Annotated in this window: 24 protein-coding genes; 5 read left to right on the top strand and 19 right to left on the bottom strand. The window is 68.3% G+C overall.

The genetic code is table 11. The features are described 5' to 3' along the window. Positions 1–8: 8 nt before the first annotated feature. Both J4O73_RS20845 and J4O73_RS20840 read right to left on the bottom strand, forming a co-directional pair. Complete coding sequence (locus J4O73_RS20845; RefSeq protein WP_426220505.1) at positions 9–1,340, bottom strand: lysine N(6)-hydroxylase/L-ornithine N(5)-oxygenase family protein; 1,332 nt, start codon at positions 1,338–1,340, stop codon at positions 9–11. Continuing rightward, positions 1,337–2,353, bottom strand: coding sequence for a GNAT family N-acetyltransferase (locus J4O73_RS20840; RefSeq protein ID WP_426220503.1), 1,017 nt, complete (start codon positions 2,351–2,353; stop codon positions 1,337–1,339). The genes J4O73_RS20845 and J4O73_RS20840 overlap by 4 nt, the downstream gene beginning before the upstream one ends. Before the next feature lie 144 nt (positions 2,354–2,497). Between J4O73_RS20840 and J4O73_RS20835 the strand changes: the two genes are divergently transcribed. Next, positions 2,498–5,326 carry an amino acid adenylation domain-containing protein gene (locus J4O73_RS20835; RefSeq protein ID WP_426220502.1) on the top strand — a complete coding sequence of 943 codons (2,829 nt, stop codon included), beginning with the start codon at positions 2,498–2,500 and terminating at the stop codon, positions 5,324–5,326. 1 nt (position 5,327) lies between these two features. Further along, positions 5,328–6,107: a GNAT family N-acetyltransferase gene (locus J4O73_RS20830; protein ID WP_426220500.1), complete on the top strand. Its 780-nt coding sequence runs from the start codon at positions 5,328–5,330 to the stop codon at positions 6,105–6,107. A 5-nt stretch (positions 6,108–6,112) separates the two neighbouring features. On the opposite strand, the gene J4O73_RS20825 is transcribed toward J4O73_RS20830, so the two are convergent. The 16 genes from J4O73_RS20825 to J4O73_RS20750 all read right to left on the bottom strand — a co-directional run bounded on the left by J4O73_RS20825 (position 6,113) and on the right by J4O73_RS20750 (position 21,943). Beyond that, positions 6,113–6,886, bottom strand: a complete 774-nt coding sequence (locus tag J4O73_RS20825) for a ferredoxin--NADP reductase (protein ID WP_426220498.1) — start codon at positions 6,884–6,886, stop codon at positions 6,113–6,115. A gap of 18 nt (positions 6,887–6,904) precedes the next feature. Continuing rightward, positions 6,905–7,243 carry a ferredoxin FdxA gene (gene fdxA, locus J4O73_RS20820; RefSeq protein WP_426220496.1) on the bottom strand — a complete coding sequence of 113 codons (339 nt, stop codon included), beginning with the start codon at positions 7,241–7,243 and terminating at the stop codon, positions 6,905–6,907. A gap of 42 nt (positions 7,244–7,285) precedes the next feature. Next, positions 7,286–8,146 (bottom strand): ABC transporter ATP-binding protein, encoded by an 861-nt coding sequence (locus J4O73_RS20815; protein ID WP_426220494.1) that lies wholly within the window; start codon positions 8,144–8,146, stop codon positions 7,286–7,288. 42 nt (positions 8,147–8,188) lie between these two features. Beyond that, a complete protein-coding gene (locus J4O73_RS20810) occupies positions 8,189–9,076 on the bottom strand; it encodes an ABC transporter permease (protein WP_426220492.1) in 888 nt (295 codons plus the stop codon). 4 nt (positions 9,077–9,080) lie between these two features. Further along, positions 9,081–10,505, bottom strand: coding sequence for an ABC transporter substrate-binding protein (locus J4O73_RS20805; RefSeq protein WP_426220546.1), 1,425 nt, complete (start codon positions 10,503–10,505; stop codon positions 9,081–9,083). A 164-nt stretch (positions 10,506–10,669) separates the two neighbouring features. Next, positions 10,670–11,440, bottom strand: a complete 771-nt coding sequence (locus J4O73_RS20800) for a Crp/Fnr family transcriptional regulator (protein ID WP_426220490.1) — start codon at positions 11,438–11,440, stop codon at positions 10,670–10,672. A 251-nt stretch (positions 11,441–11,691) separates the two neighbouring features. After that, a complete protein-coding gene (locus J4O73_RS20795; protein WP_426220488.1) occupies positions 11,692–12,657 on the bottom strand; it encodes a HEAT repeat domain-containing protein in 966 nt (321 codons plus the stop codon). A gap of 8 nt (positions 12,658–12,665) precedes the next feature. Continuing rightward, complete coding sequence (locus tag J4O73_RS20790) at positions 12,666–12,899, bottom strand: 4Fe-4S dicluster domain-containing protein (RefSeq protein WP_378969491.1); 234 nt, start codon at positions 12,897–12,899, stop codon at positions 12,666–12,668. Between the two features lie 26 nt (positions 12,900–12,925). Next, positions 12,926–14,677, bottom strand: a complete 1,752-nt coding sequence (locus J4O73_RS20785) for a fumarate reductase/succinate dehydrogenase flavoprotein subunit (protein ID WP_426220486.1) — start codon at positions 14,675–14,677, stop codon at positions 12,926–12,928. A gap of 66 nt (positions 14,678–14,743) precedes the next feature. Further along, complete coding sequence (locus tag J4O73_RS20780) at positions 14,744–15,106, bottom strand: DUF971 domain-containing protein (RefSeq protein ID WP_426220485.1); 363 nt, start codon at positions 15,104–15,106, stop codon at positions 14,744–14,746. 106 nt (positions 15,107–15,212) lie between these two features. Continuing rightward, positions 15,213–15,884, bottom strand: a complete 672-nt coding sequence (locus tag J4O73_RS20775; RefSeq protein ID WP_426220483.1) for a class I SAM-dependent methyltransferase — start codon at positions 15,882–15,884, stop codon at positions 15,213–15,215. Continuing rightward, on the bottom strand, positions 15,881–16,945 hold the full coding sequence (locus J4O73_RS20770) for a glycosyltransferase (protein ID WP_426220481.1): 1,065 nt from the start codon (positions 16,943–16,945) through the stop codon (positions 15,881–15,883). Before J4O73_RS20770 ends, J4O73_RS20775 begins: the two co-directional genes overlap by 4 nt. Then, positions 16,942–17,868 (bottom strand): glycosyltransferase family 2 protein, encoded by a 927-nt coding sequence (locus J4O73_RS20765; protein WP_426220479.1) that lies wholly within the window; start codon positions 17,866–17,868, stop codon positions 16,942–16,944. Before J4O73_RS20765 ends, J4O73_RS20770 begins: the two co-directional genes overlap by 4 nt. Before the next feature lie 38 nt (positions 17,869–17,906). After that, on the bottom strand, positions 17,907–19,016 hold the full coding sequence (locus J4O73_RS20760) for a glycosyltransferase (protein WP_426220477.1): 1,110 nt from the start codon (positions 19,014–19,016) through the stop codon (positions 17,907–17,909). Positions 19,017–19,038: 22 nt separating this feature from the next. Continuing rightward, complete coding sequence (locus J4O73_RS20755) at positions 19,039–19,902, bottom strand: glycosyltransferase family 2 protein (protein ID WP_426220476.1); 864 nt, start codon at positions 19,900–19,902, stop codon at positions 19,039–19,041. Further along, on the bottom strand, positions 19,892–21,943 hold the full coding sequence (locus tag J4O73_RS20750) for an HAD-IIB family hydrolase (protein ID WP_426220474.1): 2,052 nt from the start codon (positions 21,941–21,943) through the stop codon (positions 19,892–19,894). Before J4O73_RS20750 ends, J4O73_RS20755 begins: the two co-directional genes overlap by 11 nt. Positions 21,944–22,006: 63 nt before the next feature. Here J4O73_RS20750 and J4O73_RS20745 point away from each other — a divergent pair, with 63 nt between their 5' ends. Together J4O73_RS20745 and J4O73_RS20740 are read left to right on the top strand one after the other, a co-directional pair. Next, the gene (locus J4O73_RS20745; RefSeq protein WP_426220472.1) at positions 22,007–23,044 is read left to right on the top strand and encodes a glycosyltransferase family 4 protein; all 1,038 of its coding nucleotides are present in this window, start codon (positions 22,007–22,009) and stop codon (positions 23,042–23,044) included. Beyond that, entirely contained in the window at positions 23,044–24,294 is a 1,251-nt protein-coding gene (locus J4O73_RS20740; RefSeq protein ID WP_426220470.1) for a glycosyltransferase family 4 protein, read from the top strand. Before J4O73_RS20745 ends, J4O73_RS20740 begins: the two co-directional genes overlap by 1 nt. On the opposite strand, the gene J4O73_RS20735 is transcribed toward J4O73_RS20740, so the two are convergent. After that, a complete protein-coding gene (locus tag J4O73_RS20735) occupies positions 24,222–25,205 on the bottom strand; it encodes a hypothetical protein (protein ID WP_426220544.1) in 984 nt (327 codons plus the stop codon). The genes J4O73_RS20740 and J4O73_RS20735 overlap by 73 nt on opposite strands. Before the next feature lie 91 nt (positions 25,206–25,296). Here J4O73_RS20735 and J4O73_RS20730 point away from each other — a divergent pair, with 91 nt between their 5' ends. Next, a complete protein-coding gene (locus tag J4O73_RS20730; RefSeq protein ID WP_426220468.1) occupies positions 25,297–25,932 on the top strand; it encodes a hypothetical protein in 636 nt (211 codons plus the stop codon). Positions 25,933–25,934: the final 2 nt, after the last annotated feature.

Here is a 25,934-nt window from a genome sequence, read left to right as displayed (position 1 = left end):
TGCTCGGCTCATTGCCGGATCGCGGCGGAACGGATCGCGGATCGAACTGCCTGCTCCTCCCCGAGGATTGTCCGGGTGATGGCGCCCGCCCGCACCGGCAGGATCGAGAGCAGCGTTTCGGTCAGCCCATGGGTCGGCTCGCTGAAGCCTTGCAAGTGCAGGCTCACGCGGGGCTCGGAGGGGCACAACGGCACGCGATAATGGCGGTCGGCGGTCTCGCTGGCGAGGAACGGGCGAAGCGGTTCGAGGATCGCGGGGAGAGTGGCCCGCTGGTAGCCCGTGGCGCAGACGATGGCCGCGTAAGCCTGCCGCTCCTCGGTCCCGGCCACAGTGTCGCGCAGGGTCGCGCGCAGTCCCTCGCCCGTCGCCTCCAGCGCCGTGGCCTGCGTGTTCCGCAGCAGCCTGTAGCGCGCATGGCCGCTCACCTCCTGCTCATAGAGGGTGGCGTAGAAGGCTTGGATCAGATCCGCATCGACCACCGCGTAGTTCGTGGACCGATGGGCGGCGATGAGATCCGCGCGAAGCTCCGGCGGCGCATTGTGGATGCGGTCCACCGAGGCGGGATCGAAAATCTCGTTGACGAAGGGGCTGTCGTCAGCGGGCTTCAGGGCGGGCGCGCGGATCGCGAGGTCGATGCGCGCGCGGGGGTAACGCTGGCCGAGGTCGGTGACGATCTCCACGGCGCTCTGACCGCCGCCCACTACGAGGATGCGCGACTCCGGCCCGTCGAGGCGCGGCGCCCCGAGCGCCTGCGCGATGCCGGGGAGATACCACGACGAATGGATTACCCGCCGGTCGCGCAGATGCGCGGCGAAGGGCTCCGGAACCGCCGGATCGCCCCCCGCCGCGACGACGAGGTGGCGGCAGCGGCGCGAGCGGCGCGCGCCCGAACCGTCCTTCGCCTCCACCACGAAGGCGGCCAAGCGCCCATCTCGTGTTTCCGGGCGGACGGCTTCGACCGCTTCGCCATAGGAGACGGAATCGGCGAAGTGATCCGCCGCCCAGGCCAGGTAATCATTGTATTCGACACGCGACGGGTTGAACGTCTTGAGGTTGAGGAAGGTGGTCAACCGGCCCTTCACATGCAGGTAATTCAGGAAGCTGAACGGGCTCGTCGGATCGCGGAGTGAGACAAGGTCTTTCACGAAGCTGATCTGCATGTCCGCGCCGGGCAGCATCATGGCCCGGTGCCAGCCAAACCGGTCCTGCCGCTCGATGAAGCGGAAGGAGGGCCGCAGGGAGCCGCCCGCCAGCGCATCGCGCAGGGCGATGGCGAGCGACAGGTTGGCCGGGCCGAACCCGATGCCGATGATGTCGTCGGTGGTGGGATGATCGGTCATGGTTCGCCTCTGTCGGCAGAAGGACGCTCATCGACCGGCACGGCGGGAGGTCGCGCCGTCGCATCGGCGGCGGCCGCGCCCGGCACCCAGAGCCTGTCGTGGAAGAAGTGCTCGCGCGTCAGGGAGACGAGGGCCGCGCGCTTGTGCGGAAAATCGATGGTGGCCACCGTGCCGAAGCCGGAGGCGTGCAGGTTGCGGATCTGCTGGGCGTGGTCCGCCCGGGGCTCGCCGACGATGCGTTGCGTGCGCGGCTCGTCGAGGAACATGTAGTGCATGAGCGAGGGCAGCCACGCCGACAGGAAGGAGCGCCCGCGCAGGTCCGGATCGCCGATGGCGACATGCCAGCCGCGATCGTAGGGGCCGGATTCGTAGAGGGGCCCGAGGCGGCTTTCGCGCGCCCAGTACAGCTCGAAATAGCCGAAGGGCTTGCCGTCGAGGCAACCGAACAACGGCAGCGACGCCGGGTCGGCCTGAAGCTTGGCGATATAGCCCTCGTGCGCCGAGAGCGGTCCGCTCTCCTGCCAGACCGCATCGACACGGGGATCGTTCATCCAGGCGGAGAACAGGGCGACATCGCCCGGCTCGGTCATGGTTCGGAAGCTCAGGGTCCGGCCAAGCCAGGGAATGGCGCGGGCATAGGCAGTCCCCGCCGGTGTCTCGGGCCGGAGCGGATGGCGACGCCCATCGGTCGCGGTGAACAGTTCCGGGAAGGGTGGCCGGGCGGCCGGGAGCCAGCGTTCGGCGCATTGCCAAAGCAGGCCGGGAAGGATCTCGGCCGTATTGCCACGCCGCCGCGCCGCGCCCATCGCGATGAGCCGCGCGCGAACGGACGGCTCGGCCTCGACGGTGATGCGGTTGACGCGGGTTTCGCCCACGGTCAGCACCTCGGCGCGCGTCAGGATCGCGCGAACCGCCTCGGCCGGGGCAAGATCACCGCTCACGCGCAGGATCGGCTCGTCGCGACTCCCGGCGACCGTCGCCCCGTCTGCGTCCGCTATCGTCAAACCGGTCATCCACCCTCCCGCATGTCGTCGGCATCCCCCTGACGGATGGGCCGGGGCACGGTTCAGCGAATTTTTTGCGCAAGGTCGCCGTGAACGGCGCGAAGGGTCGTTCGTCAGACCTGTCGGAGCCTCGGATTGCGCGGGAGTTGAGGGATGGACGAACAGCCCGGTGCGGACTGGACCTCGAGCGCCGTGGTCGTGGCCTTCAGCGAGGCGGGGCACGGATCGTTCTGGCCCGCGACGCGCCCCCTCCCCGAGGGATGGAGATCCATGCATGGCCCCTGCGGGATCGCGCAGGCTCGCGAATGGATCGCCGACCCGGCCCATGCTCCCGCCATCGGCCCTGCCCGGTCGCTCGCGCCGGATGCGGATCGGGAAAGCGTGCCGGAACGTCTCGCTCGCCTCGCCGCCCTGGCCCCCGAACGTCCGGCGATCCTGTTCGGCCACGAGGCCTTGAATCGGGGCGAACTCGATGCGGCGGCCTCGGCGATCTCATCCGGCCTCGCCGCACGGGGCATCGGCCAGGGGCGCCTCGTCGCGGTGGCCCTCGAACGATCTCCGCACCTCATCGGCGCGCTGCTCGGTGTGCTTCGGGCGGGGGCCGCCTTCCTGCCCCTCGATCCCGCCTATCCGGCGGCGCGGGTGCGGATGATGCTGGAGGATGCGGGCATCGCCCATTGCATCACGACGTCAGACATCGCCGAGCGTTTGGAGCTTCCTGCGGACATCGAACAGCTCGATCCCGCCACCCTCGCGCAGGCCGATACAGTGTCTGCCCCGGCCCGGATGCCCTCGCCGGAGGATCCGGCCTATCTCATCTATACGTCGGGTTCGACCGGGCGGCCGAAGGGCGTTCTGGTCGAGCATGGCCCTCTCGCCATGCATTGCCGCACCACGGCCGATGCCTACGAGATGGACGAGACTTCGTGCGAACTGCATGTCCTGTCCTTCGCCTTCGACGGGGGCCATGAGCGCTGGATGACACCCCTGGTCGCGGGCGGCTGCATCGTGCTGCGCGGGCCCGGCCTCTGGACGGCCGCCGAGACCTTGGCGCAGATCCGCCGCCATCGGGTGACCCACGCAGGCTTCCCGACGAGCTTCATCGGCCAAGTCGCGGATTGGGCCGAGCGCCTGGGTGAGGCGCCTCCGGTGAAGGTCTATTCCTTCGGCGGCGAGGCCATGGCCCGCGAGACCTTCACCCGACTCGGACGCGCCCTGAAGCCCCGCCTGCTGATCAACGGCTACGGGCCGACCGAATGCGTGATCTCGCCCCTGATCTGGAAGGTGCCGCCGGGCGAGAGCTTCACGGAGGCCTATGCACCCATCGGCGGGCCGGTGGGCGCGCGAGAGGTCTACGTTCTCGGGCCGGATCTCGACCCCGTGCCCGAGGGCGAGACCGGCGAATTGTACATCGGCGGCGGCCTTGCACGGGGCTACTGGCAGCGCCCGGCGCTGACGGCGGAACGCTTCCTGCCGAATCCCTGGATGCGCGGCGGCCGGATGTATCGCACGGGTGACCGGGTGCGGCGGCGGCCCGACGGAAGCCTCGCCTTCGCCGGACGAGCGGACGACCAGGTCAAGATCCGTGGCCATCGGATCGAGATCGGCGAGGTCGAAGCTGCCCTCCGCGGGCTTCCAGCCGTGGCCGATGCCGTGGTGCTCCGACGCGAAGGACCCGCCGGACCCTACCTTGCGGGTTATGTGGTGCCCGCCGCGGGGCGCCGGTTAGAAGCCGGGCGCCTGCGGGCCGCCCTCGCCCGCCACTTGCCCGAGCCGATGGTGCCCGCGAGCCTCACGCTCCTCGACCAATTGCCCCTGACGGCCAACGGCAAGCTCGACCGCAACGCCCTGCCCGACCCTGCTGCCGGGAACGATGGAGGGCGTGAGCCCACCACCGCCACCGAGCGTCGTCTTGCCGGGATCTGGTCCGAAGTTCTGGGCTACCCCATCCGGGATGCGGACAGGCGCTTCTTCGCGCTGGGCGGCGATTCCCTCTCGGCTTTGCGGCTGGTCGGGCGCCTGCGCCTCATCGCGCCCCGAGGCGGGATCGGTGTGGCCGACCTCCTGCGCGATCCGAGCATCGCCGAACTTGCCGCCCGGATCGACGCCGGGGCATCGACCGACGAGGACGGCCTCGCGCCGATGGTGCGGCTCTCGGCGGGGCGGCCGGGAAGCGGAAAGCCGCTTCTCATCCTGTTCCCCGGCCTTCTCGTCAGCACCCGTGAGTACGAATCGCTGGTGCGGAAACTCGGGCCGGATCAGGAGGCGCACGGCTTCCTGTGCGCCTCCCTGGTCGAGGAGGTGCGGCCGCTGCCTCCGGTGGCAGACTTGGCCGCCGCCTATGCCGAGCGGGTGCGCGGCCTGATGCGCGGCCGATCCGGGCGCTGCCTGTTCCTGGGCTGGTCCTGGGGTGGCGTGCTCGCCTACGAGACGGCTCGCCTCCTCGGCCCGGCCTTCCCTCTGGACGGCGTCGGCATGCTCGACGCCTGCGGCCTCGAAGCCAATTTCGCGCCCGGCGCCGGCCGCCCCATCGATCATCAGGAGCAGGCGATCCACGAAGCCATGCTCGCCGATTTCCTCACCCGCTCCCCGATGCGCTCGCATTGGGAGGCCCTGCGCGCCCGCATGGATTCGGAGGCCGACATACAATTCCTGCGCTTTCTGGCGGCCGAGCCGCAGCCGCTTCCGAGCGACGGCCCGGAGGTCGGAAGCCGGGAGCGGATCCTCTGGACCCTGATCGACCACGCCCTTCAATTCAGGGCTCTGCGGTTGAAGCCGGGTTCAGTCCCGATCCGCAGTTTCGTCGCAGAGGACTCCCTCGCGCGGTCGCTGCCGGTGATCGATTGGGCGCCGCTGACCCACCGTCTCCTCTCCGTCGAAACGGTGCCGGACACCGACCATCTCGACATCGTCCTGTCGCCGCATCTGCACGACCGGATCGCCGCCCTGACGAGCCGCGACCTCGCCTGGAACGTCGCCTGACATGATGCGTCAACAAGATCCCACCTACGACACGCTGCGCAGGGCGCATATCGAGGCACTGACGGGCTCGCTGATCGACGGGGCGGAGCGCGGCCCCGGCGAGGCGGGCTACGCCTGGTCACGCGGCATCGCGGACCCCACGATGAACTTCGCCTACGGAGTCCGCACCCCGGAGCAATTCGCCTGGGCGGGGGCGGCCGCCCTGGGGCGCGGTCGTTCCCCCGCCTTCCTGGCGCAGGATGACGGAGAGGTCGCGGATCTGCAGCGCCTGTTCGCGCCCGCCTCAATCTTCCCGGCGAGTTGGATGGTCGCGAAGCCCCTGCCTGCGGCGACCGGCGCGGATGAATCCGTGAGCGTGCGAAGCGCCCCGTCCCCGGGAGCGGATTTCGAGCGGGTCTTCGCCAGCATGACCGCCGATGCCACTGTGCGGATGCACTTGCAACGGACCTACCTGCCCGCCCTGCGGCGGGCACGGGGGCGGCCCGGCCTCGTCCCCCTGCATCTCACCCTTCGGGACGTCACCGGACCCGCCGCCTGTGCCAGCCTCTACCTGAGGGGGGAAGCGGCGGGGCTTTACAACGTCAGCACCCGGATCGACCGGCAGAGGCGCGGCCTCGGCCTCGCCATCGTCCAAGCGGCGTTGAGGGAGGCGCGGGCGCGGGGTGCGGCCTACGTGTTCCTGCAATGCCCCGCAGGAGGGGCGATCGAGGAGCTCTACGTCCGTGCGGGGTTCCGGACGCTCTATGCGCCCACCCTGCTCTGCACGAGCCTGACGGGATAGGCAGACTACTTCTCGACGAAGGCTTTCTCGATGACGAAGTGGCCGCCCTCGCCGTGGTTGCCCTCCTCGTAGCCACCCTCGGCCAGGAGTTGGCGGGTGTCGCGGATCATGTCCGGCGAGCCGCACAGCATGAAGCGGTCGTTCTCGATCGACATCGGCGGCAGGCCGATATCCTCGAACAGCTTGCCCGAGACCATCAGGTCGGTGATCCGCCCGCGGTTGCGGAACGGCTCGCGGGTCACGGTCGGGTAGTAGATCAGCTGGTTCGAGATCATCTCGCCCAGGAACTCGTGCTTCGGCAGATCCTGCGTGATCGTCTCGCCATAGGCGAGTTCCTGCACCTGGCGGCAGCCGTGGACCAGCACGACCTTCTCGAACCGGTCGTAGGTCTCGGGGTCCTTGATGATCGACAGGAACGGCGCGAGGCCGGTGCCGGTGCCGAGCAGGTAGAGGTGCTTGCCGGGCAGCAGGTTGTCGAGCACCAGGGTGCCGGTCGGCTTCTTGCCGACGATGATCGGGTCGCCGACCTTCAGGTGCTGGAGCTTGCTGGTCAGCGGGCCATCCTGCACCTTGATCGAGAAGAACTCGAGCTCCTCCTCGTAGTTGGCCGAGACGACCGAGTAGGCGCGCAGCAACGGGCGGCCATCGACCTCGAGGCCGATCATCGTGAACTCGCCGTTGCGGAAGCGGAAGGCCGGGTCCCGCGTGGTGCGGAACGAGAACAGGTTGTCGGTCCAGTGGTGCACCGACAGCACCCGTTCCTCGTGGAACTTGCTCATCCCCTGCCACTCCCTCGCTCAGGCCGCCGCCGGGTCGGCGGCGCCGAAAACCTCGATGAGCTTGCCACCGCGCCCATCCCAGGCCGCGGCGTCGGCGGCCGGGTCGGTCTTCTCGGCGATGTTCGGCCAGAGCGCGGCGTATTTCGCGTTGAACGCCGTCCACCCCGCCATGCCCGGCTCGGTGTCGGCCCTGATCGCATCGGCCGGACATTCCGGCTCGCACACCCCGCAATCGATACATTCATCCGGATTGATGACCAGCATGGTCTCGCCGACATAGAAGCAGTCGACCGGGCAGACTTGGACGCAATCCGTGTACTTACAGCGAATACAATTCTCGGTAACGACATAGGTCATCGTATCGTCCGTTCTGTTCGCAATGACCGGATTCGGAGGGTGCTACAGCACCGTCGCAAGGTCCTGGCCTTCGAGATCGATGGCGAGGCCCTTCATCGCCTCATCGCTGACCTCGCCGCCCATGGCGCGGATGCTCTCCTCGCGGATCAGCGACATGAGCCCCCGTCGCAGGCCGAGGAATTCCGAGGAGAGGGTGACGGCAGGCTGGCGCGGGCGCGGCAGGGGCACCACGATCTCGGCCTTGATGCTGCCGGGGCGCGCGGTCATCACGTAGACCCTGTCGGACAGGAAGATCGCCTCGTCGATATCGTGGGTCACGAACAGCACCGAAATCTTCAGGCGCTGCCACATGTTGGTGAGGATCTGCTGCATGATCAGCCGGGTCTGCGCGTCGAGCGCACCGAAGGGCTCATCGAGCAGGAGAATACGCGGCCCGGTGGCCAGCGCCCGCACGATGCCGACGCGCTGCTTCATGCCGCCCGACAAGCGGTCGGGATAATGGTTCTCGAAGGCCGTGAGGCCCGCGAGCCCGAGAAGTGTACGGGCCTGCCGCTCGCGCTCGCTGCGGCGGATACCCTTCATCTTCAGGCCGAACTCGACATTCTCGCGGACAGTCTTCCACGGGAACAGCGAGTATTGCTGGAAAATCATGCCACGTTCGGCACTTGGCCCCGCTATCGCTTCGCCATCGACCGTCACCTGACCCGAGGATGGCGTGAGGAAGCCGGCCAGCGCGTTCAGCAGGGTCGATTTCCCGCAGCCCGAGGGCCCGATGATCGAGACGAACTCCCCGGGTCGAACCGTGAGCGAGGTGTTCGACACCGCCTCCACGGATCCTTCCATCGTTTCGTAACGCAGGCAGAAGTCGCGGACTTCGATCAAGCCCCGGCTAGGTTCGGCCATGGCGGATTCCTCGCTCGATGATGTCGGGGTGTGACCTCTGCCTCAGCGGGCGGCGGCCCAGGGCATGACGAGGCGTCCGGCGAGGCGGATCGCGAAGCTCGACCCGAGGCCGAGAAGGCCGATCGTGATCATGCCCAGCGCAATGTCCGGATACTGGACCAGGGAATAAGCCTCCCACGTGAAGTAACCGATGCCGAACTGACCCGAGATCATCTCGGCGGCGATCAGCGAGACCCAGGCGACCCCCATTCCCACCGTCAGCCCGGTGAAGATCTGCGGCAGCGAGGCTGGCAGATACACCTCCCGGAACACAGCGGGTTCGCTGGCGCCGAGGCAGCGTGCGGCGCGCACCAGCACCGGATCGACCTGCGCCATGCCCTGCAACGTGTTGATGAGGACCGGGAAGAACGAGCCGAGAAAGGTGATGAAGACGATCGAACCCTCGTTCGTCGGCCAAAGCATGATCGCCATCGGCACCCAGGCGATGGCCGGGATAGGGCGCAGCACCTCGCAGATCGGAAAGGCGATTTCGCGCAGCAGCCGATAGCGGCCCATCAGCAGCCCGAGGGGGACCGCGATGCCCCCCGCCAGAAGGAACCCGAGCAGGATCCGGCGGCAGGAAATGAGCACGTGATCGCCGAAGACCGGGCTGCGCAGAGCGATGATGGCGCGGCCCAGCACGTCCATCGGCGTAGGGATGTTGAGGAAGCGCACGTAGAGCGCGACGCGGTTCGCGGTCAGATATTGCCAGAGCGCGACGAACAGAACGAGCGAGACGAGCCCGATCAGCGCGGCGCGGAACGCCCCTCTGTGCAGGCGTAGCCAGCGGCGAGCGCGGCTTCCTACGGGGCGGGCCGGACTGGTCGGCGGGACGAGAACCGGCCGCATCGGCGCGGATTCAGGGGCGGGCCGGAGGGCGACGGCTTCCATGGAATCAGCCTCCCGTCACGGCGGCCTTGAGGGCCTCGTCGTAGGGCATCACCCTGCCGCCATCCCTGGCCGCCGCCTCCGCATCCTGCTTCAGCAGGAACGGCGCGATGCCGCCCTTGCCATCGACGACGTAGAAGGCTTCCCGTGCGAAGAGCTTGATGCCGCGCGCCGTGTCGAAGACGTAGGCGACGTCGGCGGCCTGACCCTTGGCCTTCATCTCGTTCAGCGCACCCAAAGTGCAGGCTGCGCTGGAATAGGGCTTGATATCCCCACCCTTCACCCAGATCTCGCCCGCCTTGCGCGGATCGGCGATCGGCTTCTTGCAGAAGCTATCCTCGCCGCTCACCTCGTAATTCGTGGTGGTGCCGCGCTGCTTCTCGTAATCGAGCCCGCGCTCGGCGAAGACCTTGCGCAGATACGCGTCGTTGACCCACGGCTCGACGTCGAATTCCTTGATCCGGTCGAGCTTCTGGAGAACCTTTACGTCCTCGCGGGCCGCCTCGATCAGCGGCGGCTTGATCGTGGGATCGAGCGTCATGATCCCGCCGGGGCCGAGGAAGATGTAGACGACTTCCTTGTCTGTGCCGGTCCAGGCGGAGATCTGTTCGGAGGCGCGCTTCGGGTTTTCCTTCACCCAGGCATCGGCATCGAGGATCGCCTTGATGTAGGCCTCCACGATCTCCGGATATTGCTTGGCGAAATCAGTGCGGACGACGACGCCATGCCAAGTCGGAAGCTTTGTCTCGACCCCGTCGAACACCTTGCGGGCGAAGCCGCGGAACGGCAGTAACTCGGCGAAGGGAACGAAGTCGGCGTGGGCGTCGATCTTCTTCTCTTGCAGGTTGGTGGAGCCGACCTCCGGGCTCTGGCTGACGAGGCGGAAATAGGTCGCCGGATAGCCTTTGTCCTGCAATGCCTTCAGCACCATCCCGTGGGCGGCGGAGCCGAAGGGCACGCTGACCACCTTCCCTTTCAGATCCTCGAAGGAGAAGTATTCGGATTCCTTATTGACGACGATGCCGTTGCCGGATCCAAAAAGATTGTAGGCGGCGACCGCGATGAGTTGCGATTGGCTCTCGGGGTTGTTCTTGAAGGTCGCGCCGTTCACGACGAGGGGATAATCCCCCATCGCGCCGAACTGAAGCTTGCCCGCCATCATGCCGTTCGTGACCGGCGGGCCCGAGGTGAAGTTCTGCCAATCGAGCTGAATGGTCTTGTCGGCGTATTTGCCGGTCTTCGGAAGGTATTTCTCCAAGAGCTTCAGTTGCCGGATCACAACGCCGACGGTGGCAGTGTTGGTCGTCGTGTCCTGCGTACCGATGCCGACCGTGATCGTCTCGGCATGAGCCGGTGCGGTCAATCCGGCACCGGCCAGCGCGATCAGCGCGAGAGCGGATACTGACCCGAGTCCGGGAAACCGTCTTGCCATCGCCCGCTCCATCGTTTCGATCCAATGCCGCACCGGCATCGAGGGCATGATCGGACTCACTCACGAGCTCATTCAATTGAAGACGGGCGGCGCGCGTCGATTAGTTGCGTAAATTGGCCGGGCAGCCCGGCATATGCTGCCGAATTGGGCGATCAGCTTTCCGATTAGGCGCATTCCTCGCCACCGCGCATCTGAGCGAGGATATCCGGGCGCAGAACGACGATCTGCGTGCGCCGTGTGGCAACGACGCCCTGCTCGGACAGGCGTTTCAGGCTGATCGTCACCCATTGCCGCGTGGCGCCGACCATGTGAGCGAGATCCGCATGGGTGAAGGTCGCCGCGATGACCGTTCCGTCTTCTTCCGGCACGCCGTAGAGGTCGCTGAGATGAAGGAGCAGGTGGGCCAACCGTTCGGTGATGGAGCGGGTGCCGAGCATCTGGGCGAGCGTCGAATAGCAGCGCCCCTTGAAGGTCAGACCCTCGATCACACCAATCGCCAGGGTGGGAATCTGCGTCACGAGTTGCCGAAGTGCTTTGCCCGGCAGGTGCAGGACGCTCGAATTGCTCGCAGCCATGCCGGACCATTTGTGCAGGCCCGTGCCGAACACATCCGGTCCGCCCACGAAATTCCCAGGATACCAATAGGCCAGGGTAATCTCCCGGCCGGAGGGTGCCGCGTAGAAGACCCGGATGCGCCCGCTCTCCACGAGCCAGATGCCGTCGTTCGGCGTCTCCTGCGTGAACAGGGTCGCCCCGCGATAGAGCACCCTCCTCCGCCCCTTCTCCATGACGAGGGCGATCTCGCGCTCGGTCAGCCCTTCGAGCAGGGGACGCTGGCCGCCATTCGATTGCGGTGCCGCCTCGGGAAGCAGCAGGGCATTGGCCTGCGCGGGCGATCTCGACGGGGATGGGCGAATCGGCGCCATGGTCTGCATAGCCGGCTCCTGCACATCATATGCGGCAGCGCAGCAAACCTTGTACCAGCTCTAAACTCAAGCGCGCCCCGCCTATCGGGACGCGCTGGGACATCTTTGGAAAGACTTTCGCCACAACGGTTTAACGGGAGACGATCGAACTCTCCCGTCAAGGGGAGCTGAACGGAGCGATCCAGGGCTAAAAGCCCCCTTCCGGCGCTTGGCTGCTCCGGATTCCTTCACGGGCGCTCACCATGACGGAGGGGAGAGTGTCAGGGTCGCCCCTGACACCGTCCGATCGCCCAGTTGATCAGCTTGCGGACATCGGGATCCGGGTCGTTCGCCGAAGCCTCCAGAGCGGCGAGGCCCCGCGGATCGGCGATCTCACCCAGCGCGGCGGCGGCCTCCTTGCGGAGGTTGCTGACGTCGGATTCGAGCGCCCGGCCCAGGGCATCGACGGCGGCGCTGGCCTTGATCCGGCCGAGCGCATTCGCTGCCTTGGTTTGAACCTGCCAGACGGGATCCTGCATCGTCGCGATGAGCGGAGCCGTCGCCTCGGGCAGGCGGATCTTCGCGCAAGACACAGCCGCCTCCTCGCGCACCTGCCAATTCTCGTCGGAGAGCCCTGCGATCAATGTCGAGATGCCCGGCCCACCGGGGCGCAGGAAGACCAGCGCCCCCATGGTCGCGCGACGGACGCTCGGGTCGGCATCGCCCGCCGTGGCGATCAGGGCGGGCAGCGCCTCTTCGGCCTTGAGATACCCGATGACGCCGAGGCCCTCGCGGCGGACCTCAGGGTTCGGGCTCTGCAAAGCCTTCAGTGCGGCCGACAGGGCGTCCGGCAGGACCAGTTCGCGCAAGGCCCGCAGGGCGGAGGCCTGCACGAAGGGGTCGGCATGTTCGGCCCGCTCGATCAGAAGGGGGCCACAGGCGGGCTCCTTCTTCTCGGCCAACGTGTCGGCGGCGGTGCGGCGGACGGCCTCGTCGGCATCCTCCAGAGAGCGCACCAAGCCCTCGACCACATCGGCGCCGTCATGCTCGTCGAGCGCCTTGGCGGCGGCGGCGCGGACGGTGGCATCCTCGTCGGCCAGCCCCTTCAAGAGCAGAACCTTCGCGTCGGGGCCGACCGCCTCGGCCAGTTCCATCATGGCGACGCGGCGGACGCCAGCATCGGGGCTGGCGCAACGCTCGGCCAGATCGTCCAGATCGTCATCGAAGGTGTCGAATACGGGGCTCATGGTCGGCCTCAGCGCAGCAGATATGGGATGTTGACCTTGACCGCGTTCGTCGGGCAGTCGACCTCGCAGGGCATGCAATACCAGCATTCGTCGTACTTCATGTACGCCTTCTGCCGCTTCTCATCGATCGCGAGGATATCGAGGGGGCAGACATCGACGCAAACGCGGCATCCCTTCTCGGCGATGCACTTCTCTTCATCGATGACGACTGCGGCGCTGCTGGCGTGAGTGATGATCGGCATGGATCGATCTCCAAACTATTGAAAGATTATTCGGCAGCAGCCGGCGTCTTGATGCGGAGCTGATGGTAGGCGCTCATCTCCTCGGCGGCGACGGGCACGATGTACGGATCGACCTCGCGCTTGGCGTGGGCCATCCGGCCCTGCTCGTCCTTGAACAGGACGGTGTGGCAGGCCCATTCCGCGTCGTTCGTCTCCGGATGATCGACACGGAGGTGGTAGAATCCCCACCGGCTCTCGGTGCGGTAGAGCGAAGCCGCCGCCGCCATGTCGGCGCAGTCGAGGATCGTCTGCATCTCCAGGGCGCGGTGCAGTTCATGCGGGTCGCGGGCGCAGAGAAGGGACAGATCCTCGCGGATCTCCGCGAAGCGCCGCTGGCCGAGCTCCATCTTGGCCGTAACCTTCGGCGGCTCGAGATAGTCGTTCACGAGGCGGCGGGTCTTGAACTCCATCTCGTGAGGGGTGAGCCCGTCCGACCGGCGGGTCGGGGCGAGCACACGGGCCTGCTCGGCGGCGAGGTCGGCGTCGTCGTATCCGGCGAGGCTGGTGGCGGCGCAGTAGGCCGCCGCATCGGCCCCGGCGATGCCGCCATTCACGAAGGCGCCGAGCATGTAATTGTGCGGCACGCTCGCCATGTCGCCGACGGCGTACAGGCCGGGCACGGTGGTGCGGGCGAACTCGTCCACGAACACGCCAGAGGCCGAATGGCCGGAGCAGAAGCCGATCTCGGAGATGTGCATCTCCACCGGCCGCTTGCGATAGTTGGTGCCGCGCCGCTCGTGGAAGCGCCCGCGCGAGGGCCGCTCGTTCGAATGCAGGATGGTCTCGATCTCCGAGATCGTCTCCTCGCGCAGGTGGTCCATCTTGAGGAAAACCGGGCCGTTGCCGCCCTGCAATTCGCGCCAGAACTCCAGCATCATCTGGCCGGACCAGTAATCGCACTCGATGAACCGTTCGCCCCGATTGTTGGCGGTGTATCCGCCGAACGGACCGGTGACGTAGGCGCAGGACGGGCCGTTATAGTCCTTGATGAGCGGGTTGATCTGGTAGCATTCGAGGTTCGCGAGTTGCGCACCCGCGTGGTAGGCCATGGCGTAGCCGTCGCCGCAATTGGCCGCGTTCTCGTAGGTGCCAAACAGGTAGCCCGAAGCGGGCAGGCCCAACCGCCCGGCGGCGCCGCAGGCGAGGATCACCGCCTTGGCCTTCACCACGAGGAACTCGCTGGTACGGGTGTTGACGCCGACCGCCCCGGCGATGCGCCCATCCGCGCCCTTGAGCAGGCGGGTCGCCATGTAGCGGTTGGTGACGCCGACCTGCAGGCGGCGCAGTTGCCGGTAGAGGACCTTCTTGACGTTATGGCCTTCAGGCATCGGCAGCACGTAGGTCCCCATGTGGTGGACCTTGCGCATGTTGTATTCGCCCGAGCCGTCCTTTTCGAACTTCACCCCGAGCTTATCGAGGTACTGGATCATCGGGAAGGAGCCCTGGGCGTAGGCCATCACCGCCTTCTGATTGACGATACCGTCATTGGCGACGGTGATCTCCTTCACGTATTGCTCGGGGGTGGCGTAGCCCGGAACGACGGCGTTGTTCAGCCCGTCCATCCCCATGCTGATCGCGCCGGACCGTTTAACGTTGGCCTTCTCCATCAGGACGACGCGCAGCGACGGATCGGCTTCCTTGGCCTTGATCGCGGCCATGGGGCCGCCGGTGCCGCCGCCGATCACCAGGATGTCGGTCTCGATGATCTCGGTCTTCGTCGCGGATTCGAAGGCGCTCATGGCACAGGGTCTCGCATCGATAGGTGGGGCGGCGCTCGCGCGTCGGCGGAGCGGGCGGAACAGGGTTCAGGCGGCTTGGAGCGCGGCGGGCGGGGCCTCGGCCGCGAGGGCGCGCAGGTAGGACCAGGGGAAGATCCCGCGGGCATGGCCGTCGCTGAAGCCGATATGGACGGCATAGCCGCCCATCGGCTCGACCTTCGTCACGGTGATGTCGTCGAAGGCGGCCGGAAAGCGGTTCTCGACCCGATCGCGGGTGCACCACGCGCAGCGGCAGCGCAGCCTCAGTCGCTCGGCAGGCAGCGTCGCGGCGAGGCCGTCACGCCATTCCAGGCGCAGGGCGAGCCCGCCGCGCGACAGGATGGCGGCCTCGGGGATCGCCTCCGGATCGAACGGAGGCGGGTTCGGAAGCCCGGTCGCGTGGTCTGCCATACGCTCCTCCTCTGATGACAGCGTCAGAGAAGCCGAGGAGCGTCCGGTCAGACAGCAATTAGTTGCTCAGAATCACAGTGAGGGCCCAATCACGGTGAGGGCAAAATCATTCTGAGGGTTTGAGGAACTTGCACTTCCCCCTCAGCGACCATGGCGGGGGCAGCCCCCTGTCCGCGCAGAAGCCATCGACCGCCCGCGTCACCCCCGGAAAGCGACCGCCGAGCCGGTCGTAATCATCGGCGATGAAGAGGCCGCCCGGCCGCAGGACCGGCCACCACGCCCGCAGATCCGCCGCGACCGAGGCTTCCTCGTGCCCGGCATCGAGATGGATGACGTCGGCGCTCACACCGCGAAGACGCAGCAATTCGGCGGCGTTCACCGAGTCGAGCGGCAATGGCAGGACGCGACCGGTCATGCCCTCGCGCACCACGTTGGCCAGGAAGGTGCGGTAGAGGCTCGGGAAACCGTGTTCGGTGGCGAGCTCCGCGAACAGGGATTCATCCGCCCAGTGATCGACGGCACCGAGCCACGTATCGACCGCGATCACCGTGCCGGACACATCCCGCTCGGCCATGGTGCGCGCGAGATGAAGCGCGCTCGCACCCTTCCACGTGCCGATCTCCACGACGATGGCCGGGCGGAACTCGTCCACCGCCTCGTCGAGATAGGGATGCACGCTGCGCCAGCCCTGAAGGTCGAGGGCGCGCAGGTCCTTCGGGGGATCCGCGAAGGGGTCGCGTCCGTGCCACAGGGCGGCGATGAGGTCCTGTCGGGTCATGTCTCACGTAGGTTGGAGGAGCGCGCATAGAGCGCTTCGCAGCGGTCGAGCCACAGATCGTGGGTGAACAGGCGCAGCACACGCGCCCGCGGGACTGGGCGCGGGATGGCGAGGGCCGTGCCGATCGCCTCAGCGAGCGCGATCTCGTCCCCACAGGTCACGAGGCGGCCCGCCTCGCCGACGATTTCGGCAGCCGCGCCCCGGTCGAACCCCGCGACCGGCAGGCCGCAGGCCATCGCCTCGATGGCAGCGAGCCCGAAGGGTTCGTCCCAGCACGGGGTGAACAGGAAGACGGAGGCGCGGCCGATCTCGCCAGCCAGGGCCGGGCCGTCGAGATGGCCGCCATAGCGGATCGAGCCGCCGAGCTCCGGAGCGATAAACGCGTCCCAGTAATCCGGCTCCTCGATGGGGCCGAACAGGGTCAGCGGTAGACCGGCCACGCGCGCCGCCGCGATGGCGTAGTGCGCGCCCTTTACCGCCGCGATGCGCGCGGACCAGACGGCGCTGCCATTGCCGTGCTCGCGGAAGGGCCATGCGGCGGGATCGATGCCGTTGTGGAGCAATTCGGCCTGAGGCGGAGCGCCGTCCGGCCACCAGGCGCGCAACTGGGTCTCGGAGGTCGCCGTGATGCGATGGCCCGGCACCGCACTCGCGTGCACGAACCAGCGTAGGGCATCGTAGGGCGGCACGTGCAACGAGGTGATCGTCGGAACGGCAGCGAGACGAGCCGCATCCAGCGGCAGTCGGCTCAGACTGTTGTTGTGCAGGATGTCAAAGCCACCCGCCGCGATCCGGTCCAGGGCCGCGGCATAGCCGTCATCGAGATGGGCCTTCAGCGCCGGGTCGCCCCGGTGCTCCAGGCCGGGAAAGCAGCCCTCCTGATGGACAGGGATCACAGGATCCAGGGCGAAGCGCGGGTCGCTATCGCCCGAGGCGAACAGCACGATCTCGTGACCCCGGCGGGTCAGCCCGTCGGCGAGGCTCCAGGTATAGGCTTCGAGGCCGCCCGCGAAGGGCGGCGCGATGGGGTGTCGGCAATGGGCGAGGAGCGCGATCCTCATGCCGTCAGCGGCACGGGCTCGGCGGACTCGCGCGCTTCGATGGCCCGGATGACCGAGGCCGAGTTGGTATAGGGCTGGTGGCTCTGCTGGCCGGTGAGCGCCAGATCGGCCTCGTCCGGGCGCCGCAGGATGCGGATCGGCTGGTCGGGCGTATCGTCGATCAGGCCCATTACGCGGAACGCGTAGAGCCAGTGGCCCATGGTGCGGTAGCCCCATTTGGCCTCGAACAGTTCGGCATTGCGTACCACGCTGTCGAGATGGTGGACCGGGGGCATGTGGTGCGGGTGGTACTGGTGATAGGCGCGCGCGCCCTTCATCCAGGCGATGGGAATGCCGCGCTGATCGAGGAGCTTGCCGAAATCGGTATCCTCGCCGCCATAGCCGACATAACGCTCGTCGAAGCCGCCCGTCGCCATGAAGGTGGCGCGCCGGATCGCGAAGTTCAGCGACCAGAAGCAGCGGTAATCCTGGCAGATCTCGATGCCGGAAGCCGGAGGGCCGCGACGGTCCGAGTGCCTCTCGGCGACCGCATCGAGGCTCGCGTCGTCCCAGTCTCCCACGGTGGCGCGCTCGGGCAGGTGCAGCACCTCGCCCATCAGCAGGCCATCGAGCTCGCCGAGCGCCCGCGCATAATCGGCCACCAGATCGGGACCGGGGATGCAATCGACGTCGAGGAAGACGATGTCGTCGCCGGTCGCCGCCGCGACGCCGCGGTTGCGGGCCGCCGCCAGGGGCAGATCGCGACCTGAAACCGGGATCTGCCGGATCGGGAAGCCCGTCTCCGGCAGGTCGTAGGGCTCGTCCTGCATCACCGCGACGATGAACTCGGCAGGGGGCTGGGTCTGGCGCTCCAGCCCCAGCAGCACATTGCGAAGATGCGCCGGGCGGCCCTTCGCGAGGGTCACGACGGAAACGGTGCGCATGGGCGGCTCGGACTCCGGTGGGGTTTGAGGGTGTGGAATCAGGCTGCGGCGGGGTGGGACCAAAGTTCGTCGGTCAGCCCTTCGAGCCAGCTGGCGGCACGGCTCGCCGCGTCCGGGGCGTAGAGGCTGCTCAAGGCGGCACCGTCGAGGGCGCGGGCGCGGGCGAGGAGATCGCGCCAGCCACCGAGATCGCCCGGCCAAGTGGGGGCCTGGACGGCGGCGCCGAGGCGGACCAGAGCTTCGGCCTTGCGGGTCTGCTCGGCGAAGTAGCGCCATTCCGGCATGACGACGAGGCGACCGCCGACGCGGGCCACCTCATGCACCGTGTTGTCGCCCGCCGAGGCGATGACGATGTCGGCGGCGGCGAGGTAGTCGGTCACGGACGGCACCCAGCCGAGTTCGCGCAGGTTGGCGAAATCGGTCTCGTGACCCTCGCGATGGGTCGGCCCGAGGGTGAGCCAGAGGGCATCGGGCGCGGCGCGGGCCGCGACGGTGAGCGGCGCGTAGGGCGTGCCGCTGCCGCCGCCGCCGGTCACCGCGACGACGATCTCACGTTCGGGATCGAGGCCGAGCCGTGCTCGGGCCTCGGCACGCTGCGGCACGCCATCGACGCTGGTGCACAGGCCGCCGCTGTAGAACGTCTTGGCACGAAGCCGCGCTGGGTAATCGTCCTGTTCCAGCCGCTCGTCGAAGGGGGCGAGCATGCCGACGCAGGCCTCATACGAGCCGACATGGCCGATATCGGAGCGGTCGCCGTGCATGCGGATCTGCACGGCGGGCACGCTGGCGATGCGCGCCAGCAGCGCGATCTCCGCCGAGACATCGACGACGAAGAGGCCGACTTCGCGCTCATCAAGGTGATCGAGGATGGAGCGCATGGTCCGGCGCATCGCGTCGAGACCCAGGGGCACGCAGTGCATCACCTGCGGCGTGGGCTCGGCGTAGAGGCGCGGCGTCGGGACGGCGGCGCCGATCATGTTCGGCAGGGCCACGATCTCCACATCGCGGCTGAAGCCGTCGAACAGGCTGGGATCGGCGGTGAGCACCGAAACCGGCCGGTCGCGCGCGAACTCGCTCGCCACCGCCATGGTGCGGTTGGCATGTCCTCGTCCTTGGTGGTGGACGAAGAACGCGATGGGCTTCTTCATGGTGGGCGGCATCGGTCTCAGGTCAGGAGAAGAGGGCGTCCGGCCGGAACGCAGCGGCGATCTCGGCCTCGCTCGGGGGACGGATGAGGCGGATCGCGGGGGCGCTCTCGTTCCAATCGATGAGGCCCGCGGAACGGAACTGGCCGAGCCAGTAGCTCATGCACCAGCGTCCATGCCGCGCGTGGAAGCGCGCCGCGTTCGCCAGGATGGGCGCAAAGTGCTGGAGCGGGGGCACGTGGACCGGGTGGTGCTGGTGATAGGCGCGGGCCCCGGCGACCCAGTAGGTCGGAAGCCCCGTCGCCGCGAGCCGCGCGGCGAAGTCGGTCTCCTCACCGCCATAGCCGCTAAAGGCCTCGTCCATGCCGCCGACCGCTCGCCAGTCGGCTGCGGAGAGCGCGAAGGAGAGGCCCCAGAGTTGCCCGGCATCGGGCTCGCGTCGGAGCCCGCTGTCCGGTGGGATCGGCCGGGCCGGATGGGCTTCTGACAGCCGATCGAGGGCGGCGGGATCGAGGGGGCCTGGAGGCAGGTAGCGGACCTCGCCCAGGAACATCCCGCGCGCCGTCGCGGCGGCCTCCGCATAGGCCTCCACGAGCGTCGGCGAGGGGATGCAGTCGACATCGAGGAACACGAGGAGATCGGCGCTCGCCGCAGACGCCGCCCGGTTTCGCGCGGCCGCCAGCGGCATCGCCTCACCCGGCACGAGGATGTGGCGGACGGGACAACCGGGATCGGGCAGGTCCGGGGCAGGCTCGGGCTGCATCCAGGCGATGACGAGTTCGCGTGGGCGTACCGTCTGGGCCGCAAGACCCCGCATCAGGTTGCGCAGACGATCGGAGCGGTCCCGGACCAGGGTGAGGACGCTGGGTCCCCGGCCCTCAGCCGACATGGGCGAGCATCCGGCGGAAGTAGGAGACGCCCTCGATCACGCCCCGCGCGTGAGTCCTGCGGGCGACGTAGGAGTGTTTCAAGGTCGCGTTGCTGGCGAGGTCGTCGGAATAATTCGCGACGATGATCGCCTGGACGCGGGCGCGCAGCATCTCGATGTCGTTGCCGGAATCACCCGCAACGAACACCGCGCGCTCGGGCAAGGCGTAGAGGGCGCGGACGTGATCGACCGCCGTGCCCTTCGAGGCGCCAGCGGGCAGGACATCGAGGTAGCGGCCGTGGCTGTGGATCACCCGGGCGGGAACCCTCGCCTCGTCGAGCCGCGCACGAACGCGTCGCGCCACCGCCGCATCGCCGAAGAAGCTGAGCTTCAACGTCCGCTGTTCCAGCGGCCCCTGCCGCACGAGCCCGGTGAGCCCATCGAGGGCATCGTGAACTGCCTGCCGGTCCCAGTCGGCGGCGATGACGCGGCGCCACGCGGCATCGGCCGTGTAGGTCACGCCGTTGGCGTCGAGGTGGAAGATCTCCGAGCCTACGGAGGTGATCATCACCTGCGGCCTCGGGCTGTCCTGCTGTTCCAGCACCGCCATCGCACTGTGGAAGGAGCGGCCCGTGGCGACGCCGAAGGCGAGGCCCGCCTGTCGGCTGCGCCAGCGGCGGAAGATCCCCAAGGCCGCCGCGCAGCCGATCAGCGTGTTGTCGATATCGCAGACGAGGAGTTGGCGGGGTGCGGGCGTCGGGGGCTGTGGTGCCAGCAGGGCGCGCAGAAGCACGTGGTAGCGCGCGGCGTGCCGGTCCCAATCATAGGCGGCCGCTGCCCGCGCCCCACCCGCGACGCAGCGCGCGTACAACGCCGGATCGCCGAGGATCCGCAGGCAGGCCGTGGCGATGGCATCGGGATCGCGCGGATCGACCAGAAGGCCGTTGCCGCAGGTCTCTACGATATCATTGGGCCCACCGCTGTCGGTCGCGACCAACGGCAATCCGGCGGCGGAGGCTTCCAGCAGCGTCAGGCCGAAGGGCTCGTTGAGGGCGGGGTTGACGAACAGGCCGCCCCTGGCCCGCGCATGAGCGTAGATGGCGGGCACGTCATCGGGACAATGCGTCTTCGGATAGGCGACACGGCCGTAGAGGTCGTAGCGATCGATCTGGACCAGCAGATCGCGCATGGTCGCGGCCATGTCGCCGTCGAGGGTATCGATGTCCTGGCGGGTGCCCGCGATGATGACGAGGTTCGCCGCCTCCTGGAGGGCCGGGCTCTCCCCGTAGGCTCGCACCAGCGCGGCGAGGTTCTTACGCGCGACGGGTCTCGCCAGCGCCAGAAGCGCGGGCTTGCCGGGATCGTGCAGAAAACGGTCGATTGCCGCATCGATGCGCGGGAGGGGCATGGCGGCGGCGAAGCGGGCAAGGTCGCTGCCCGGCGGCAGGATGCGCACGCGACCCGGATCGTAGGCGCCGTATCCGGCATATTGCACCTCGGCCTCGTCGCGCGACGAGGCGATGACGAGCTGGGCACGGGCGAAGGCCGCCTCTTCAGTCGCGATCCGCCGTCCGAGATCGGGACCGGGGATGGTTTCACCCAGCATCGCGGCCTTCACACGTCCGAGGGAATGGGCGGTGAACACGAACGGGATGCCGAGCCGGTCCTCCACCAGGGCGGCAACCGTGGCGGCATCCGCGTAATGGGCGTGGATCAGGTCCGGCGCCCGCTCCTGCGCGGCGATCCACGCGACGAGGCCCTCGGCGAAACTCGCGACCTCCTCATGCATCTCTTCCTTGGTGCGGTAGCCGGGAGACGCGCTCGCGAGCCGCACCAGAGTCACCTTGTCGGTGATCGCCTCTTCAGGCACGGCGTAAGCGCTGCCGAGCGGGCCGGAAAACAGCCGGGTCGCCACCACGATCCGCGTGACGTCGCGATCCTGTGCCGAAGCGGAGACGAGATCGAGCAGATACCGAATATGCCCCCCGGTATCGGCTGTGAGCCCGTAGACGACTCCGTCGCCACGCAGGCAGCCCTGCAGGGCGATATGCAACACGAACATCAGGCGGCCGAATAAATGTCCGGACGCAGACGATGACTTAACCTATGTAAAGAGGTCGCCGTGATGCGCATTGCCCAGATCGCGCCCAACATATTTCCTGTTCCTCCCAACCATCACGGCGGCACAGAGCGGGTTGTGCACGATCTAAGCACGGCGCTGTGGAGCTTGGGTCAGGAAGTAACTTTGTTTGCCCCGTCGGACAGTGCGACAGAACTGCCGCGTGTGGGAAATTATCCAAGTCTGAGCGCGTTGGAGCGGGTGCATGGGCGCGTGGCGCCGGGCGTGCCCGCGGCGCTTGATGCGCTTCAGCTGGAGGCCCTACGCGCGAGGCTGGGGGAGTTCGACATCATCCATTGCCACGGCGAATTCGCGCATGCGGCGCTGCTTGGCGAGCGCCGCCGTCACAGCCTGACGACGGTGCATTGGCGGGTGGACGAACTCGACCGGGCCCTGTTCTTCGCGGGCTTTCCGGACCTGCCGGTAGCCGCCATCTCGGCGGCGCAGGAGGCCGGAATCCCGGCCTCGAACCGGATGGGCGTGGTACATCACGGCATCGACCGGGACCGCTACGCCGTTTCCGTCGAGCCCGGTCCCCATGTCGCGTTCATCGGCCGTATGACCGACCAGAAGCGTCCGGACGTGGCCATCCGGGTGGCACGGGCCGCCGGCCTCCCGATCCACCTCGGCGGGACGATCGATGTCGGCAATCCGGATTACTTCGATCGCGCGGTGCGCCCGTTGCTCGGGCCGGAAGCGATCTATGACGGGCCGGTGGACGATGCCGCGAAAGCCGCGTTGCTCGGCAGCGCGCAGGCGCTGCTATTCCCCATCGACTGGCCCGAACCGTTCGGCCTCGTGATGATCGAGGCCATGGCCTGCGGCACGCCGGTCATCGCCTGGAAGAGGGGCTCGGTCCCCGAGATCGTCGAGGACGGCGTGACCGGCTTCATCGTGTCGAGCGAGGCCGAGGCGGTCGACGCGCTCGGCCGGATCGGACACCTGGACCGCACCAGGATCCGACGCCGGTTCGAGGAGCGATTCACCTCGGAGCGGATGGCCCGCGATTACCTGGCCCTCTACCAGCGCCTGCTCGCCGCCTGATGCGCACCGCCCTGCTGACCTGGGACTACCCGCCCGCGCCGAGCGGCCTCTCGACCGCCGCCCGTGAGATCGCCGAAAGCCTCGCGGAGGCGGGGGCCGACGTCACGGTCTTCACGATGGACAGGACGGGACTCACGCGGAGCGGCGGGGTGAGCCTCGTCGGCTTGGCCTTGCCACCGGACGGCGCGCTGGCGCGCCTGCGCCTCTGGGGCTCGGCGGGGCACCTCGCTGCGCCGCTGGCCTTTCGGCGCGCCGTTCTGAAGGTCCACGACGAGGCGCCTTTCGCGGTCGTCGAGGCGACGAACTGGTACGCTCCGGCCGCCCTGCTCGCGGCATGTCCCGGCCTGCCCCTCGTCACGCGCAGCTCGACCCCGGCGGCCCTGTCTCGCGAACCGGCCGGGACGCTGCGCAACCGGCTCGACGGGTGGATAGCCGACCGGCTCGAACAGCGGCAGGTGCGGGGCAGCGCGGGCCTTATCGCCAACACCACCGCGCATGGCGCCGTGATCGCGCAGACCTACGGTCTGATGGGGCATCAACCCTCGGCGGTGATCGGCCTCAGTCTCCCGCCGGAGATCATAGAGGCCGCCCGTGACGCCCCGTATCCGGCCCAAGCCGAGCCGTTGCGCCTGCTCTTCGTCGGCCGGGCCGAAGCCCGCAAGGGGTTCGATGCGCTCCTCGGCGCGGTCGCCCTCCTCGGAGCCGAACAGGCGCGGGGCGAGGTGCCCCCCTTTCGGCTCGACCTCGTCGGGGTGTCGCCGGGCGACCTTCCGGCCAACCTGCCCGAGGCCGCGAGACGGCGTCTCAACGCCCGAGGGCGCATCGACGCGGCTGCCCTGAAAGAGGCCTATGCCGAGGCCCACGCGGTGGTCGCGCCCTCCCGCTACGAGAGCTTCGGGCTGGTCTATCAGGAGGCCATGGCCTACGGGCGGCCCGTGATCGCCTGCGCCGAGGATGCGAGCGCCCGCGCCTTCGTCGGCCTTCCGGGAGCAGGCCCCCTCGCGAGGGAGTCGACCGAAATGGCGCTGGCGGATGCCCTTCGCCCGCTGCTCAAGGACCCCGCCCTTCGCCTCGCCTACCGGGCCCGCGCGCTGACGGCGGCGGGCCGCTTCAACCGGGCGAGCCTCGGGCGGGAGACCCTGGCGCTCTACCGCCAAGCGATCGAAGCCTCGGCCTCTCACAAGGCGAAGGGGCGGAGCAAAGCCGCCTCTTCTTCGAGCCGGCCACGACCGGGGTCGAGCGCTTCATAGCATTGCGAGCGCGCGAGGACGTGGGCGCGGCTGAGAGCGTGGGTGATGACCCCGTGCAGGGCGATGAAGCTGCGGGGCCATCCGCCATCCAGGATCGGCCGCTCATGGACCAGCCCTGCATAGCGCACTGTCCTGTGGTTCAGCCGGTACTGCACATCCGGGAAGACATCCGAGAGCATACCATCGACACGGTTCGCACGGGCGAGCCCGACCGACACCACATCACCGGCCTGGGCCAGCGCGGCGAGGGCCGGAAGCAACCGCCCGGCGGCAAGGGGAAGGGTCTCGTCGGCATCGAGCTGGAGCATCCAGTCGTGCCGGGCGAGATCCTGCAACGCGTTCCGCTGGGCGGCGAAATCCCCGTCGAGGGGGCGGGATGCCACGCGCACGGCCCCGGCCGGGAAGCCATTCACCGGAACGGCTCGCGGTTCGCTCGTCGGCCCGTCGAGGAGGATCGCGACGTCGTCCGTCCAGCCCGCCCGGTCCGGCAGCGAGGCCAGCACAGCATCCCGTTCCGCCGCACGGCAGATCAGGCCCAGCGAAACGGGAAGCCTGTCGGCCTCGCCCAGGGGGAAAAGGCCCGCCCGGGCGGCTTGGCGGTCATGGGGTTGCCGAAGTGCCGCTCCGCCTGCCTCATCGAGGGGGCGTGTCCCGAGGGCGCGGCGCGTCGCGGCGATCCTCAGGGTGTAGAGGTCGAGACCGTAGGGTGCTCCTGGGTCGGACTCGAAGACCGGCGCCGCGAGATGCGCATCGAGGTGCGCGCGGCATGCAGCCGGGTCCGCATCGTCGGCAAGCAGCATCCCGCATGAGCCGCAGGCCCACGGGAAGGCCTGGGTCCGGCCGTTGGAATAGATCAGGCAGCGCTCGGTAGGCACAAGCATGTCCGCCGAGCAGACGAAGCATCGCCGCATCTTCATCGTCCCGCCCGATCAGGTTCGCGTGTGCTCTGGTCGTTCCGGGCGGCGGCCTTACTTCGGCTGCTCGGCGCACTCGCGGACCTGAATGCCATCCGACATCGTTTCCTCTTGCCCGGGTGGGCCGGATCTGGCCACCGCCGCGTCGCTCGCCATCGTCGGCAACGCCCCCGGTATCGGTGATGTAGGGCCCGTGATCGACGAGGCGGCCTGCGTCGTGCGCTTCAACAACGCACCGGGTTTTGGCACCGATACCGGCCGACGCGTCACCCATCTCGCACTCGTCAATCGCGGCGGGCAGATGCGGGAGTGGCTGGAGGACCGCCATTTCCTGATGCGCCCGGTGATCCGCGCAGCGGGCGCTTTCATCCTGCCCTTCCCGATGCTCCCGGCCGAGCACAACGTGCCGGAGCCGATCTGCTGGACACGTGAGATCCTGGCGCGCCTGCGCCCGCTGGGCCGCCCGATTCACATCCTGCCGGAGGCGTTGCACGAACGGGCGCGCGGCCTCCTCGCCGATGGGACGTCGCGCGAGCCCAATCCCAGCACCGGCTTCCTCGTGACCCTCGCGCTACTCCGGGGGCGCACCGATCGAGGACCGGCGGCAGAGGCTTACGGGTTCGGGTTCGAGGGCTGGCCCGGCCATCCCTGGGCCGCCGAACGCGCGTGGTTCTCGGCCGCCGAGGCGGCGGGACGACTCCGCCTGCACCCCCTCCAAGGTTGAGC

The sequence above is a fragment of the Methylobacterium sp. NFXW15 genome, from assembly GCF_049887755.1.
Classification (GTDB): Bacteria; Pseudomonadota; Alphaproteobacteria; order Rhizobiales; family Beijerinckiaceae; genus Methylobacterium.
Note: the sequence above shows the minus strand (reverse complement) of the source record. Positions and strands in the feature narration are given on the sequence as shown.